This is a genomic window from Brachybacterium kimchii (genome assembly GCF_023373525.1).
Taxonomy (GTDB): Bacteria; Actinomycetota; Actinomycetes; order Actinomycetales; family Dermabacteraceae; genus Brachybacterium; species Brachybacterium kimchii.
On the sequence record NZ_CP097218.1, the window covers coordinates 1,206,627 to 1,221,792 of the forward strand.

The following is a 15,166-nucleotide window of genomic DNA, read 5'->3' on the forward strand; positions in this document are numbered from 1 at the left end:
CACGTTCCTCAGAAGCGGACGAACGGGTCGATCGCGAGCGCCACGAACAGCAGCGTCAGGTAGGTGATCGAGCCGTGGAAGACGACCATCGGGCCGAGCTTCTTGCCGGTCAGCCCCCTGTGGGTGCGCACCGCGTAGCGGACGACGAGGAAGAGGAACCAGGCGCCCGAGGCCACGGCGGCGACCGCGTAGACCCAGCCGGTGTGCCCCAGCGGGATGATCGCGAGGCTCGAGGCGACCATGAGCACGCTGTGCAGCACCATCTGGTGGGCGACGTTCGTGCGGGAGCTGACCACGGGGAGCATGGGCACGCCCGCGGTCTCGTAGTCCTTGGTGAACTTCTCGGCGAGCGGCCAGTAGTGCGGCGGCGTCCAGAAGAAGATGACGAGGAACAGCAGGAACGCGGTCCAGGAGACGGTGCCGGTGACGGCCGACCAGCCGATCAGGACCGGCATGCAGCCGGCGATCCCGCCCCACACGATGTTCTGCGAGGTCCGGCGCTTGAGGAACATCGTGTAGAAGAGGACGTACAGCAGGATCGCGGCGATCGCGAGCACGGCGGAGGCCCAGTTCACGAGCAGGCCCAGCCAGAGGGCGGAGACGATCGACAGCACCACGCCGAACACGACGGCGGCCCGCGGGGAGACCTCACCGGTGACGATCGGACGGTTCTTCGTCCGCTTCATCTTCGCGTCGATGTCGCGGTCCAGGTACATGTTCAGCGTGTTCGCGCCGCCGGCGGCGAGGTAGCCGCCGATCATCGTCGCGAGGATCAGCAGCGGGTGCGGGAAGCCCCCCGCCGCGAGGAACATGGTGGGGATCGTCGTGATCAGCAGCAGCTCGATGATCCGCGGCTTGGTGAGCGCGACGTAGGCGCGCACGGTGCGGCCGATGCCGCGGCGGCCCTCGGGGGCCGACGGGGCCGGGGGCGACGAGACCGTGTCCGACGAGGCCGGGGCCGTCGAGGCGGACGGTGCCGACTCCGACCCGGGGGTCTGCGACGTCTGCGGGGTGCGCCGGGCGGTCCCGGGAGCGGGGGTGCCGTGGGGAGCGGTCACCGTCCACCGTCCTTCCTGCTGCGACCGACGCGTCTGCGCCGAGGGGGCGAACGGGCCCGATACTACCCGGCGGCCGGCCCCGCGGATCGCCGCCGCGATGCTCGACGCGCCACACCGCGTGCCTCTCGTCACCTCCGGACATCTTCGCGGCCGCCCGATCCGTTGCTCGGGGCGTGAGAGTCCCTGACCTCGCATGACATGGCTCACCGGTTGCGCGTCCCACGAGAAGTCGCGGCAACCCCTGGCCACGGGGCGGGGCGATAGGATCGAATGGTCGCTGAGCGGCGCGCCCCGGGACCCGGGCGACGCGAGCCGCTCCTGCAGCTCCTGACGGAAGGAAGAACAACTCGTGAGCGAATCGTTCAAGGGAATCGACGGCTGGACCGACCTGGACAAGCGCGCGATCGACACGGTGCGCACCCTCGCGGCGGACGCCGTCCAGAAGGTCGGGAACGGCCACCCGGGGACGGCGATCAGCCTCGCCCCGGCCGCCTACCTGCTGTACCAGGACATCATGCGCCACGACCCCTCGGACACCGGGTGGCTGGGCCGCGATCGCTTCGTCCTCTCCGCAGGCCACTCGAGCCTCACCCAGTACATCCAGCTCTACCTCGGCGGATTCGGCCTCGAGCTCGAGGACATCGAGTCCCTGCGCACCTGGGGCTCGAAGACCCCGGGCCACCCCGAGGTCGGCCACACCAAGGGCGTGGAGACCACCACCGGCCCGCTCGGCCAGGGCCTGGCGACCGCCGTCGGCATGGCCATGGCGCAGCGCCGCGAGCGCGGCCTGTTCGACCCCGAGGCCCCCGCGGGCGAGAGCCCCTTCGACCGCTTCACCTACGCGATCGCCTCCGACGGCGACATGCAGGAGGGCGTGACCAACGAGGCCTCCTCGATCGCCGGCACCCAGGAGCTGGGCAACCTGATCGTCCTGTGGGACGACAACGACATCTCGATCGAGGGCCACACCGACATCGCCTTCACCGAGGACACGGCGGCCCGCTACGAGGCGCTGGGCTGGGACGTCCACCACGTGGACTGGACCCACGGCGGCACCGAGTACGTCGAGGACGTCGCCGCCCTCAAGACCGCCATCGAGGACGCCAAGAAGGTCACCGACAAGCCGTCCTTCATCGCCCTGCGCACCGTGATCGCCTGGCCCGCTCCCACCAAGCAGGGCACCGGCGCCGCCCACGGATCCGCCCTGGGCGACGAGGAGGTCGCGGGCCTCAAGAAGGCGCTCGGCCTGGATCCCGAGAAGACCTTCGACGTCCCCGCCGAGGTCCTCGACCGCACCCGCGAGCTCGTGCAGCGCGGCAAGGAGGCGCACGCCGCCTGGGACGAGAAGCTCGCGAGCTGGCGCGAGGCCAACGCCGACCGCGCCGCGCTGCTGGACCGGCTCGTCGCCGGGAAGCTCCCCGACGGCTGGGCCGACGCCCTGCCGACCTTCGAGGCCGACGCCAAGGGCCTGGCCACCCGCGCCGCATCCGGCAAGGTGCTGAACGCCCTCGCCCCGGTGCTGCCCGAGCTCTGGGGCGGCTCGGCCGACCTCGCCGGCTCGAACAACACCACCATGGACGGCGAGCCCTCCTTCATCCCGAAGGACCGCTCGACCAAGGAGTTCTCGGGCGACGAGTACGGCCGCACGCTGCACTTCGGCATCCGCGAGCACGCCATGGGCGCGATCCTCTCCGGGATCAACCTCGACGAGCTCACCCGCGCCTACGGCGGCACGTTCCTGCAGTTCTCGGACTACATGCGCGGCGCCGTGCGCCTCTCGGCCCTGATGGGCGTGGACAACATCTACGTGTGGACCCACGACTCCATCGGCCTGGGCGAGGACGGCCCCACCCACCAGCCGGTCGAGCACCTCGCCGCGCTGCGCGCCATCCCGGGCCTGGACGTCGTCCGCCCGGCCGACGCCAACGAGACGGCCGCCGCCTGGAAGGCGACGATCGAGCGCCGCGAGCGCCCGATCGGCCTGATCCTCTCCCGCCAGGCCCTGCCGACGCTGGACCGCAGCGAGTACGCGAGCACCGACGGCGTCGCCCGGGGCGGGTACGTCCTCAAGGACGCCGGCAGCGGCGAGCCCGAGGTCATCCTCATCGCCACCGGCTCCGAGGTGCAGTACGCCGTCGAGGCGCAGAAGCAGCTCGAGGAGGCCGGCACGCCGACCCGCGTGGTCTCCATGCCGTCCGTCGAGTGGTTCGAGGACCAGGACGAAGCCTACCGCGAGTCGGTCCTCCCCCGCGGCGTCCGCGCCCGGGTGAGCGTCGAGGCGGGCATCGCCCAGTCCTGGTTCAAGTACCTGGGCGACGCGGGCCGCGCCGTCAGCCTCGAGCACTACGGCGCCTCCGCGGACGCGGCCACGCTCTTCCGCGAGTACGGCTTCACGGCCGACGCGGTGGTGGCCGCCGCGAAGGAGTCCATCGAGGCCGCACAGAGCTGATCCGCCGACGGGGGCGGGACCCCAGAGGTCCCGCCCCCTCTTCTCGCCGTGCCCGCGCGGGAGCCCGCCGTCGGCCCTCGGGCCCCGCACCCGCCCCGCGCATCCACGGCGACCATCCGTCTCCGACTCCCCATGATCTGATCGGCGCCGCGCGCGCCGAGGAAGGATTCCCCTCATGACCCAGAACACCCGCACCCAGGCCCTCTCTGACGCCGGCGTGTCGATCTGGCTGGACGACCTCTCCCGCGGTCGCCTGACCTCCGGCAACCTCCAGGAGCTCGTGGACACGAAGAACATCGTGGGCGTCACCACCAACCCCTCGATCTTCCAGGCCGCCATCTCCGGCGCCCAGGACTACGACGCCGACATCGCCGAGCTCGCGAAGGCCGGCAAGGACGTCGACGCGGTCGTCGAGAAGCTCACGACCGATGACGTCCGCTCCGCCGCCGACCTCTTCGCCCCGGTCGCCGAGGCCACCGAGGGCCAGGACGGCCGCGTCTCGATCGAGGTCGACCCGCGCCTGGCGCACGAGACCGAGAAGACGATCGCGCAGGCCCACCGCCTCAGCGAGATCGTGGACCGCAGCAACGTGATGATCAAGATCCCCGCGACCAAGGAGGGCCTGCCGGCCATCACCGAGGTGATCGGCGCGGGCATCAGCGTCAACGTGACCCTCATCTTCTCCGTGGACCGCTACCGCGAGGTCATCGACGCCTACCTGGCGGGCCTGGAGAAGGCCGACGCCGCCGGCATCGACCTCTCGACCATCCGCTCGGTCGGCTCGTTCTTCGTCTCGCGCTTCGACACCGAGATCGACGCCCGCCTGGAGAAGCTGGGCGGCGACGCCCTGGAGCTGCGCGGCAAGGCGGGCGTGGCGAACGCCCGCGTGGCCTTCGGCGTGTACCTCGAGAAGTTCTCCTCGGAGCGCTTCGAGAAGCTGGCCGCGAAGGGCGCCCGCGTGCAGCGCGCGCTGTGGGCCTCGACCGGTGTGAAGAACCCCGAGTACGCCGACACCATGTACGTCGACCAGCTGGTCGCCTCCCCCACCGTGAACACGATGCCGGAGAAGACGCTCGACGCGGTCGCCGACCACTCCGAGCTCGGGAAGGCCCTGGACGCGGAGGCCGCGCAGGCCTCGGCCGCGGACCTCGAGAAGATCTCCGCCGCGGGCGTCGACCTCGACGACGTCTACGCCGTCCTCGAGCGCGAGGGCGTCGAGAAGTTCGAGAAGGCCTGGAACGAGCTGCTCGAGACCGTCGCGGCGCAGATCGCCTCGGCCTGATCCCACCCCGCCGCCTCCCCTCCTCCGTCCGCTCCTGAGCGCCGCCCGCGGCGCCGCGCGGGGAGGGGGGGGCGGCGGTCCTCACTCCATCGAGCACACGGCGGAGCCGCCCCGACGGGTCGGCTCCGCCACGTGCCGGAAGGATGATCGTGAACACGACCCCCACTCCGCGCAATCCGCTGCGCGATCCCCGTGATCGGCGCCTGCCGCTGATCGCGGGTCCGAGCTCGATGGTGATGTTCGGCGTCACCGGAGACCTCGCCCGCAAGAAGCTCCTCCCCGCGATCTACGACCTGGCCCACCGGGGCCTGCTGCCCCCGAGCTTCGGCCTGGTCGGCTACGGGCGCCGCGACTGGAGCCATGACGACTTCGCCGACTACGTCCGCACGTCCGTCACCGAGCACGCCCGCACCGAGTTCGACGAGTCGACCTTCGAGCAGCTGCGCGGCGGCCTGCGCTTCGTCACCGGCACCTTCGACGACACGGCCGCCTTCCAGAAGCTCACGGAGGTCGTCGAGGAGCTCGACCGCACCCGCGGCACGGGCGGCAACCACGCCTTCTACCTCTCGATCCCGCCGGACGCGTTCCCGCAGGTCTGCTCGCAGCTGGCGAACTCGGGACTGAACACCCCGCGCGACGGCTCGTGGCGCCGCGTGGTCATCGAGAAGCCCTTCGGCCACGACCTGGCCTCCGCGAAGGAGCTCAACGACGTCGTGGAGAAGGTCTTCCGCCCGGAGGACGTCTTCCGCATCGATCACTACCTGGGCAAGGAGACGGTCCAGAACATCCTCGCGTTCCGCTTCGCGAACCAGATGTTCGAGCCGATCTGGAACGCGAACTACGTCGACCACGTGCAGGTCACGATGGCCGAGGACATCGGCATCGGCTCGCGTGCGGGCTACTACGACGGCATCGGCACCGCGCGCGACGTCATCCAGAACCACCTCCTGCAGCTGCTCGCGCTGACCGCGATGGAGGAGCCCATCTCCTTCGACGCGAAGGAGCTGCGCACGGAGAAGGAGAAGGTCCTCGAGGCCATCTCCCTGCCCGACGACCTCTCCCTGCACACCGCCCGCGGGCAGTACGTCGCGGGACTGCAGGGCGGCGAGGAGGTCAAGGGCTACCTCGAGGAGGACGGCATCCCCGCCGACTCCACGACCGAGACGTTCGCCGCGATGCGCCTGGACGTGAACACCCGCCGCTGGGCCGGGGTCCCGTTCTACCTGCGCGCGGGCAAGCGCCTGGGCCGCCGCGTCACCGAGATCGCCGTGGTCTTCAAGTCCGCCCCGTTCCTGCCGTTCTCCTCCACGGACACCGCGGACCTCGGCCAGAACGCGATCGTGATCCGCGTCCAGCCCGACGAGGGCGTGACCATGCGGTTCGGCTCCAAGGTCCCCGGCACCCAGATGGAGGTGCGGGACGTGAACATGGACTTCCAGTACGGGTCCTCGTTCACCGAGGAATCGCCCGAGGCCTACGAGCGGCTGATCCTGGACATGCTCCTGGGCGACCCGCCGCTGTTCCCGCGCCAGCGGGAGGTCGAGCTGTCCTGGGAGATCCTCGACCCGATCACCGACTACTGGGCGAAGAACCTTCCGCCCGCTCCGTACCGCCCCGGCACCTGGGGCCCGGAGACCGCCAACGAGATGCTCACGCGCGACGGACGCGCCTGGAGGCGACCGTGATCACCACTCTGAACGACACCACCGCATCCGCCGTCGACAAGAAGATGACGCAGATGCGCGAGACCTTCGGCGCGACCACCGTGGGCAGCGTGCTCACGCTGATCATCGTCGCGACCGGCGAGGACATCGATCAGCCCCTGCAGGCCGCCGTGCAGGCCAGCCACGAGCACCCCTCGCGGGTCATCGTGGTCGATGCCGACACCGACGCCGAGACCGGACTGGACGCGGAGATCCGCGTGGGCCGCGACGCGGGAGCCGGCGAGATCGTCATCCTCCGCGCCCGGGGCGACGTCATGTCCAGCCTGGACACCCTCATCACCCCGCTGCTGCTGCCCGACGCCCCGATCGTCACCTGGTGGCCCGAGGACGCCCCGTCCTCGCCCGTCCACGACGTCCTGGGCTCGATCTCCCAGCGCCGCATCACCGACGCCGCCTCCTCGAGCGACCCCGACGCGACCCTCAAGCGCCTGCGCCGCGGCTACTCCAGCGGCGACTCCGACCTCTCCTGGGCCCGCATCACCCGCTGGCGCGGACTGGCCGCCACGGCCTACGAGACCCCGCCGATCTCCCTCCCGCGCAGCGTGAGCGTCGCCGGCCCCGCGGGCGATCCCTCGGTGCGCCTGCTGGCCGCATGGCTCGCCCTCGAGCTCGGCCTCGAGGTCGACATCGAGACCGTCGACGGCTGCCCCGCCGGCCCCCAGTCCCTCGTCTTCGAGCGCGAGGACGGGACCGTGGCCCTGCGCCGCGGCGAGGGCGACAGCGTCATCATCTCCCTGCCCGGCGACCAGGAGGACCAGCGCGTCCCCGTGCCCGCGAGCTCTCTCTACGAGCTCCTCGCCGAGGAGCTGCGCCGCCTGGACCCCGACGAGGTCTACGGCGAGGTCCTCGCCCACGCCTTCTCCAAGGTCGAGGACGCCTCGACCTTCGCGAAGGGCAAGCCGGAGCCGACGGACGCCGTCTCCGAGTCCCTCGAGGCCGCCGCCGTGCGCGCCGCCGACGACGTGGCCGCCCGCCTCGCCGAGGCGATCTCGGCGCGCGGCGAGGCGCACCTCGTGGTCACCGGAGGCACCATCGGCACCGCCACCGCCGACGCCCTCCCCGTCGCCTTCGTCGAGCACGAGGTCGACCCGGCCGCCGTGCACGTGTGGTGGGGCGACGAGCGCTTCGTCGACGCCGACTCGGAGGACCGCAACGACCAGTCGGTGCGCGTCGGCTTCCTCGAGAAGATCGCCTTCGCACCCGGCAAGGTGCATCCGGTCCCCTCGACCTCGAGCGGCATGTCCCTCGACGAGGCCGCCGCCTGGTACGGCCAGGAGCTGGATCGCGCGGGCGGCGACCGTCCGTTCCGCACCCGCGGCGAGGCGTTCTTCGACGTGCTGCTGCTGGGCGTCGGTCCCGACGGCCACGTGGCCTCGCTGTTCCCGCGCCATCCCGCGCAGCAGCTCGACGGCGCGAGCGCCGTGGCCGTGGTCGACTCCCCCAAGCCGCCGCCGCTGCGGGTGTCGCTGACCTGGCCCGTGCTGAACTCCGCGCGCCACGTGGGCCTGCTGGCCGCCGGCGCGGAGAAGGCCGACGCGGTCGCGCGCGCCCACCGGGGCATCGACCCGTGGGAGGTCCCGGCCTCCTCGGTGCGCGGGCTCGAGTCCACCACCTGGTACCTCGACGAGTCCTCGGCGACGGGCCTGCGGAAGGGCTGACGGGCTGACCGCACCCCGGGACCGCCCGGAGCAGCGAGAGGGCCCGACCGCGCCATGTGCGCGGTCGGGCCCTCTCGCTGTGCGGCGGCGCGCCGCGTCGCTGCTCGGCCGCGTGGCCGCTCGGCCGCGTCGCCGCTCGGCCGCGTCGCTGCTCGGCCGCGCCGCTCCTCGGTCGCGTCGCTGCTCGGCCCCATCGGCTCCGGGCACGTCCGCTGCCGAGAGTGACGAGAGGCCGGGAGGATCGAATCCTCCCGGCCTCTCGGACGGCTGCCGACGCGCGCTGCGCGTCGGACGATCACATGAAGCGCTCGATCACTCCCAGGCCCACGGCCGCGGCGCCGAACACGACGGCGAGGGTGACCGTGAGGCGGTCGAGGTTGCGCTCGGCGACGCCGGAGGCGCTCGCGGAGGAGGACACGCCGCCGCCGAACATGTCGGACAGGCCGCCGCCCTTGCCGCGGTGCAGCAGCACCAGCAGGATCACTGCGACGCCGGTGATCGCCAGCACGATCTGCAGGATCAGCTTGAGCAGGTTGAGGTCCACGGACTCTCCTCACGGGACGTTGGAACTGCGCCAGGATACGACACGGGGCGGATCCGTCGCCGGACCCGCCCCGCCGGATGTGAGCCGTTCGGCTCCTCGTCCGGTCGCGCCGCTCAGGCGTCCTGGTAGCGGACGATCTTCGCGAACTCGTCGGCCTTCAGCGAGGCACCGCCCACGAGGGCGCCGTCCACATCGGGCTTCGTCATCAGCTCGGCGACGTTCGAGGACTTCACGGAGCCGCCGTAGAGGACGCGCACGGCATCCGCCGCGGCCTCGCCGTGGGCGGTGCGCACCCAGTCGCGGATCGCGCCGCACACCTCCTGGGCGTCGTCCGGGGTCGCGACCTCGCCGGTGCCGATCGCCCAGACCGGCTCGTAGGCGACGACGAGGGAACCGACCTGTGCGGCGTCGACGCCCTCGAGCCCGCCCTCGAGCTGGGCGAGCGTGTACTCGACCTGCGTGCCCGCCTTCCGCTCCTCGAGCGGCTCGCCGACGCAGAGGATCGGCGTGAGCCCTCCGCCGAGGGCCGCCTTCACCTTGGCGTTCGTGACCTGCTCGGTCTCACCGTGGTACTGGCGGCGCTCGGAGTGGCCGATGGTCGCGTAGGTCGCGCCGAGGGCGGTGAGCATGGAGGCGGAGACCTCGCCGGTGAACGCACCGGACTCGTGCTCGGACACGTCCTGGGACCCGTAGGAGATCGGGAGCTTCCCGGCGTCCACGGCCGTCTGCACGGTGCGCAGGTCCACGAACGGAGGCAGCACGGCCGCCTCGACCGCGGAGGTGTCCAGCCCCTTGAGGGCATCGCCCAGGTCCTCGACGAGGGACAGGCCCTGCTTCCAGTCGAGGTTCATCTTCCAGTTGCCCGCCATCAGCGGGGTGCGGGTGGTGCTCATGCGTGGTCCTCCTCCAGGACGGCGATGCCCGGCAGCTCCTTGCCCTCGATCAGCTCGAGGCTCGCACCGCCGCCGGTCGAGATGTGCGAGAACGCGGACTCGTCGAAGCCCAGGGTGCGCACGGCGGCCGCGGAGTCGCCGCCGCCGATCACGGTGAAGCCGTCGGCCCCGGCGAGGGCCGTGGCGACGTCCTTCGTGCCGCGCGCGAAGGTCTCGAACTCGAAGACCCCCATCGGGCCGTTCCAGAAGACGGTGCGCGCATCGGCAATCTTCTCCGCGAACAGCTCCGCGGTCCTCGGGCCGATGTCCATGCCCTCCTGGTCGGCGGGGATCTGGTCGGCGGGGACCGTCGTCGGCTCCGCGTCGGCCGAGAACTCCCGCGCGACGACCGTGTCCACGGGCAGCACGAGCTCGACGCCGTTGCGCTGCGCCGTCTCGAGGTACTGGCGCACGGTGTCGACGCGCTCGGCGTCCAGCAGGGACTTGCCGATCTCATGGCCCTGGGCCTTGAGGAAGGTGTACGCCATGCCGCCGCCGATGAGGATCCGATCGGCCTTGGTCAGCAGGTTCTCGATGACGCCGAGCTTGTCGGCGATCTTGGCGCCGCCGAGGATCACCACGAAGGGGCGCTCCGGGTCGTCGGTCACCTTGCGCAGCGCCTCGACCTCGCTGCTCACGAGCTCGCCGGCGGCGGAGGGCAGCAGCTGCGCGAGCTCGTACACGGAGGCCTGCTTGCGGTGGACGACGCCGAAGCCGTCGGAGACGAAGGCGTCGCCGAGCGCGGCGATCTGCTCGGCGAACGCGCGGCGCTCGCCCTCGTCCTTCGAGGTCTCCCCCGGGTTGAAGCGGAGGTTCTCGAGGATCGCGACCCGGCCGTCGGCGAGGCCGTCCACGGTCTCCCGGGCGCTGTCGCCCACGGTGTCGGTCGCGAAGGCGACGTCGGCGCCGAGGAGCTCGGACAGCCGCCCGACGACGGGGCGCAGCGAGTACTTCTCCTCGGGGGCGCCCTTCGGTCGGCCGAGGTGGGAGATCACGACGACGCGCGCACCGGCGTCTGTGAGCGTCGAGATCGTGGGCAGGGCGGCGCGGATGCGGCCGTCGTCGGTGATCGTGGTGCCGTCCAGCGGCACGTTGAGGTCGGCGCGGACGATGACCCGCTTGCCGCGCAGGTCGCCGAGCGACGCGATGGTCTTCAGCACGGGGTTGGCTCCTAGTGTCGAGGGGTGCGTGCGACGGAGCCCGCCCGGGCCGCGCCTCGCAGGGGCGGCGCCGGACGGGCTCCGTCGGACCCGATCTCCGTGAGGGAGAGGGTCAGAGGCTCTTGCCGACGAGCGAGGTGAGCTCGACGAGGCGGTTGGAGAAGCCCCACTCGTTGTCGTACCAGGTGAAGACCTTGACGAGGTTGCCGTTCACCTTGGTGAGCTGGCTGTCGAAGATCGAGGAGTGCGGATCGTGCTCGATGTCCTTGGAGACGATCGGGTCCTCGGTGTACCGCAGGATGCCCTTGAGCGGGCCCTCGGCGGCCTTCTTCACCGCGGCGTTGATCTCCTCGGCGGTGACCTCGCGGGAGGCCTCGAAGGTGAGGTCCGTGATCGAGCCGGTGGGGACCGGCACGCGCAGCGAGTAGCCGTCGAGCTTGCCCTTGAGCTCGGGCAGCACGAGCGCGACGGCCTTGGCGGCGCCGGTCGTGGTGGGCACGATGTTCAGGGCGGCGGCGCGGGCGCGGCGCGGGTCCTTGTGCGGGCCGTCCTGCAGGACCTGGTCCGAGGTGTAGGCGTGGACCGTGGTCATGAGGCCCTTGACGATGCCGAACTCGTCGTTCAGCACCTTGGCCACGGGGGCGAGGCTGTTGGTGGTGCACGAGGCGTTCGAGACGATGTCGTGCTTCGCCGGGTCGTAGTCGCCCTCGTTCACGCCGATGACGAAGGTCGCGTCCTCGTTCTTCGCGGGAGCGGAGATGATGACCTTCTTCGCACCGCCCTCGAGGTGGGCCTTGGCCTTCTCGGCGTCCGTGAAGATGCCGGTGGACTCGATGACGACGTCCGCGCCGATCTCGCCCCACGGGATGTTCTTCGGGTCGCGCTCGGCGAAGGCCTTGAAGGTGAGGTCGCCGACGGTGATGGAGTCGTCGTCGTGGCTGACCTCGTAGGGAAGCACGCCGCCGATGGAGTCGTACTTGATGAGGTTGGCGAGCGTCGCGTTGTCCGTCAGATCGTTGACGCCCACGACCTCGATGTCGGCACCCTGCTCGAGGGCGGCGCGCAGGAAGTTGCGCCCGATGCGACCGAATCCGTTGATTCCGACCTTAGTGGTCACGGTTCCTCCTTGGATCGCAGCCCAGGAGGCTGCGGGGATATGTGTCGCGCACGCCCTCGTACGCTCGGACGACCGCGGCGCCTCCCGGGAACCCGAGACGACGATCACGACCGCGGATCAGTCTATCAATGCACTGGGTCACGTCGGAACGGGTCCGCTCCCTGGACCGCGGCGCGGCCCCCGGCTCAGGAGCGCGCGTCCTCCCCGCCCTCGCCGACCTCGTCGGTGCCGGGGACGCCGAGCTCCTCGGCGCGCTTGTCCGCCATCGCGAGCAGGCGGCGGATGCGCCCCGCGACCGCGTCCTTGGTCATCGGCGGATCGGCGTGGCGGCCCAGCTCCTCGAGGCTCGCCTGGCGGTGCTCGACGCGCAGGCGGCCCGCCTCGCGCAGGTGCTCGGGGACCTCGTCCCCCAGGATCTCCAGCGCCCGCTCCACGCGCTGCCCCGCGGCGACCGCGGCCCGCGCCGAGCGGCGCAGGTTGGCGTCGTCGAAGTTCGCGAGGCGGTGGGCGGTCGCGCGGACCTCGCGGCGCGTGCGCCGCTCCTCCCAGACCAGCACGGTCTGGTGGGCGCCCATGCGCGTGAGCAGCGCGGCGATCGCGTCGCCGTCGCGCAGCACCACGCGGTCGCCCCCGCGGACCTCGCGGGCCTTCGAGGCGATGCCCAGGCGCCGGGCGGCCCCCACCATCGCGAGCGCGACCTCGGGCCCCGGGCAGCCGAGCTCGAGCGCGGAGCTGCGGCCCGGCTCGGTGAGCGAGCCGCGGGCGAGGAAGGCGCCGCGCCAGGCGGCCTCGGCGTCCACCGCGGCGCCGCCGACGACGGCGGGCGGCATCCCTCGCACGGGACGCCCGCGGGCGTCCAGCAGGCCCGTCTGGCGGGCGAGCACCGCCCCGTCGCCGTGCACCCGCACGATGTACGTCGTCGAGCGGCGGATCCCCGACGGCGCGAGCACCGCGATCTCGCTGCCGTGCCCGTAGACGTCGGCGATGATCGCGCGCAGCCGCCGCGCGGTCGCCGCGCTGTCCAGCTCGGCCTCGATCACCACGCGCCCGCCCTGCAGATGCAGGCCGCCCGCGAAGCGCAGCATCGCCGCGGCCTCCGCCTTGCGGGCCGACGGGCGCGCCACGTCGATCCGGGACAGCTCCTCCTTGGCGTCAGCGGTCAATGCCATCCTGAGTCCCCTCCTCCTCGTCCTGCGTCCCCTCGACATCCCCGTACACGCCGTCGAACACGTCGCGGTAAGCGGCGGCGAGCCGCACCGGGTCGTGGACCGGCACCCCGCCGCCCACGCTCACCTGCCTCAGCAGGGTACGTATTCCTCGTGTGCGCGCGAACTCCGCAAGCTCGACCGCGTCCTCGAGGGCCGTCGGATCAGCGATCACGGTGTCGAAGCTCGTCTCGGGCGCGCTGTCCAGCAGCACGCGCAGCAGATCCGTGCTGCGCATCCCCTCGATCTCCTCTCCCCCGGAGGAGAGGTTCATGACCACGCAGCGGTGGGCACGGGTGGTGCGCAGGGCCTCCGCGATCTCGGGGATCTGCAGGTGCGGCAGCACCGAGGTGTACCAGGAGCCGGGGCCGACGATCACCCAGTCCGCGTCGGCGATCGCACGCAGCACCTCCTGGGGAACCCGCGGCCGCTCCGGGATCAGGCGCATCGACTCGACCCGTCCGGGGACCTTCGCGACGTGCGCCTGGCCGCGCACCGTGCCGCGGGTGCCGTCCGCGAAGGCCACCTGCGCCTCGATGTCCAGCGGATCCAGGGCCATGGGCAGGACCCGTCCGCGGGCGCCGAGCAGCTCGCCGATCCGGTCCAGTCCCGCGATCGGGTCCTCGAGGATCTGCCACATGGCCACGATCATGAGGTTGCCGAGGGCGTGGCCGTCGAGGTCGCCGTCGGTGACGAAGCGGTGCTGGACGGCGTCGTGCCAGAACGCGCCCCAGTCGGAATCCTCGCAGAGCGCCGCGAGCGCCATCCGCAGGTCCCCGGGGGGCAGCACGGGCAGCTCGGCGCGGATGCGCCCCGAGGAGCCGCCGTCGTCGGCGACCGTGACCACGGCGGTGATGTCGTCGACCAGCAGCCGCAGGGAGCGCAGGTTCGCGGCGAGCCCGTGGCCGCCGCCGAGGGCGACCGCGCGGCGCGGCGCGGACAGGGCCCGGCGCGGGCCGCGGCGCAGGTGCGGGGGCAGTCCGGCGCTCACTCGCGCCCCAGATCCCGGTGGCGCACGCGCACCGCGAAGCCCGCCTGGCGCAGGTCCTCCCCGATCTTCTCCGCCATCGCCACCGAGCGGTGCTTGCCGCCCGTGCAGCCGATCGCGATCGTCGTGAAGTGCTTGTTCTCCGCCGAGTACCCGCGCAGCACGGGACGGATCATGTCGAGGTAGCGGGCGGCGAACTCGGCGCCGTTGGGGTCGGCGAGCACGAACTCGGCGACCGCCGGGTCCGTGCCGCGCTGGGAGCGCAGCTCGGGCACCCAGTACGGGTTGGGGATGAAGCGGACGTCGCTGACGTGGTCGGCCTCGATCGGGATCCCGTACTTGAAGCCGAAGGACATGACGTTCACGGTGAGCGCCTGCTCGCTGTGGGAGCCGAAGGTGGTGCGCATCTTCATCGTCAGCTGGTGCACGTTCAGCGGCGAGGTGTCGATCGCGACGTCGGCCAGGCGCCGGTAGGGCGCGAGCATCTCGCGCTCGCGGCGGATGCCCTCGAGCACGCCCTCCTCCCCCTGCAGCGGGTGGGGACGGCGCACGGAGTCGAAGCGGCGCACGAGGGTGTGCTCGTCGGCGGTGAGGAAGACCAGCCGCACCCGCATCTCGGAGGCGCGCATCTGCTCGATCACCTGGGACAGCTCGGAGAAGAACGGACCGGAGCGGGGGTCGACGACCACGGCGAAGCGGGTCTCGCGGCCCTCGGCCTGCTGCTGGAGCTCGTAGAGGCGCGGGATCAGCTGCGGCGCGATGTTGTAGACGACGTACCAGCCCAGGTCCTCGAGCGCATGGGCTGCCGTCTCCCGACCTGCGCCCGCGAGGCCCGTGATGATCACGACGTCGCCGGGCGGCGCGGCCCGATCGGGCTCCGGCTCCGCTGCGCCCTCGGCGGGCGCGGACTCCGGGACGCTGCTGTCCTGCGACATGGATGCTGCTCCTTCGTCAGGGTCGGGGTCGGGGGTCGTCGTCTTCGTCCTCGTGCTGGTGAAGGGTACCGCCCGCGGATGGACGCCGAGGGATCCGTGGTGAGGATCGCCCCG

The 15,166-nt window shown here is 71.9% G+C and carries 12 protein-coding genes; 4 read left to right on the forward strand and 8 right to left on the reverse strand.

The features are described 5' to 3' along the window. Positions 1-8 precede the first annotated feature (8 nt). Positions 9-893: a heme o synthase gene (locus tag M4486_RS05915; protein ID WP_249481078.1), complete on the reverse strand. Its 885-nt coding sequence runs from the start codon at positions 891-893 to the stop codon at positions 9-11. Between the two features lie 514 nt (positions 894-1,407). On the opposite strand from M4486_RS05915, the gene tkt reads away from it, so the two are divergent. The 4 genes from tkt to pgl all read left to right on the forward strand — a co-directional run bounded on the left by tkt (position 1,408) and on the right by pgl (position 8,171). After that, positions 1,408-3,507, forward strand: a complete 2,100-nt coding sequence (gene tkt / locus M4486_RS05920; protein ID WP_249480242.1) for a transketolase — start codon at positions 1,408-1,410, stop codon at positions 3,505-3,507. 175 nt (positions 3,508-3,682) lie between these two features. Continuing rightward, positions 3,683-4,789 carry a transaldolase gene (gene tal, locus M4486_RS05925; protein ID WP_249480243.1) on the forward strand — a complete coding sequence of 369 codons (1,107 nt, stop codon included), beginning with the start codon at positions 3,683-3,685 and terminating at the stop codon, positions 4,787-4,789. 143 nt (positions 4,790-4,932) lie between these two features. After that, positions 4,933-6,474 (forward strand): glucose-6-phosphate dehydrogenase, encoded by a 1,542-nt coding sequence (zwf, locus tag M4486_RS05930; RefSeq protein WP_377855099.1) that lies wholly within the window; start codon positions 4,933-4,935, stop codon positions 6,472-6,474. Beyond that, a complete protein-coding gene (pgl, locus tag M4486_RS05935; RefSeq protein WP_249480245.1) occupies positions 6,471-8,171 on the forward strand; it encodes a 6-phosphogluconolactonase in 1,701 nt (566 codons plus the stop codon). The genes zwf and pgl overlap by 4 nt, the downstream gene beginning before the upstream one ends. Before the next feature lie 295 nt (positions 8,172-8,466). On the opposite strand, the gene secG is transcribed toward pgl, so the two are convergent. The 7 genes from secG to rapZ all read right to left on the reverse strand — a co-directional run bounded on the left by secG (position 8,467) and on the right by rapZ (position 15,052). Next, positions 8,467-8,715: a preprotein translocase subunit SecG gene (secG, locus tag M4486_RS05940; RefSeq protein WP_152353021.1), complete on the reverse strand. Its 249-nt coding sequence runs from the start codon at positions 8,713-8,715 to the stop codon at positions 8,467-8,469. A gap of 113 nt (positions 8,716-8,828) precedes the next feature. Beyond that, positions 8,829-9,608, reverse strand: a complete 780-nt coding sequence (tpiA, locus tag M4486_RS05945; protein ID WP_152353022.1) for a triose-phosphate isomerase — start codon at positions 9,606-9,608, stop codon at positions 8,829-8,831. After that, the gene (locus M4486_RS05950; protein WP_249480246.1) at positions 9,605-10,807 is read right to left on the reverse strand and encodes a phosphoglycerate kinase; all 1,203 of its coding nucleotides are present in this window, start codon (positions 10,805-10,807) and stop codon (positions 9,605-9,607) included. The genes tpiA and M4486_RS05950 overlap by 4 nt, the downstream gene beginning before the upstream one ends. Positions 10,808-10,919: 112 nt before the next feature. Beyond that, positions 10,920-11,924, reverse strand: a complete 1,005-nt coding sequence (gene gap, locus M4486_RS05955; protein WP_200500634.1) for a type I glyceraldehyde-3-phosphate dehydrogenase — start codon at positions 11,922-11,924, stop codon at positions 10,920-10,922. A gap of 185 nt (positions 11,925-12,109) precedes the next feature. Then, on the reverse strand, positions 12,110-13,093 hold the full coding sequence (gene whiA, locus M4486_RS05960) for a DNA-binding protein WhiA (RefSeq protein WP_249480247.1): 984 nt from the start codon (positions 13,091-13,093) through the stop codon (positions 12,110-12,112). Continuing rightward, the gene (locus tag M4486_RS05965; protein ID WP_429798322.1) at positions 13,077-14,120 is read right to left on the reverse strand and encodes a gluconeogenesis factor YvcK family protein; all 1,044 of its coding nucleotides are present in this window, start codon (positions 14,118-14,120) and stop codon (positions 13,077-13,079) included. Before M4486_RS05965 ends, whiA begins: the two co-directional genes overlap by 17 nt. Continuing rightward, a complete protein-coding gene (rapZ, locus tag M4486_RS05970) occupies positions 14,117-15,052 on the reverse strand; it encodes an RNase adapter RapZ (protein ID WP_249480248.1) in 936 nt (311 codons plus the stop codon). Before rapZ ends, M4486_RS05965 begins: the two co-directional genes overlap by 4 nt. Between the last annotated feature and the right edge of the window lie 114 nt (positions 15,053-15,166).

Excerpts from the sequence above, each read along its gene's own strand:
- tal (WP_249480243.1), top strand. The coding sequence starts at position 3,683 with ATGACCCAGAACACCCGCACCCAGGCCCTCTCTGACGCCGGCGTGTCG.
- zwf (WP_377855099.1), top strand. The coding sequence starts at position 4,933 with ATGATCGTGAACACGACCCCCACTCCGCGCAATCCGCTGCGCGATCCC.
- tpiA (WP_152353022.1), bottom strand. The coding sequence starts at position 9,608 with ATGAGCACCACCCGCACCCCGCTGATGGCGGGCAACTGGAAGATGAAC.
- whiA (WP_249480247.1), bottom strand. The coding sequence starts at position 13,093 with ATGGCATTGACCGCTGACGCCAAGGAGGAGCTGTCCCGGATCGACGTG.
- rapZ (WP_249480248.1), bottom strand. The coding sequence starts at position 15,052 with ATGTCGCAGGACAGCAGCGTCCCGGAGTCCGCGCCCGCCGAGGGCGCA.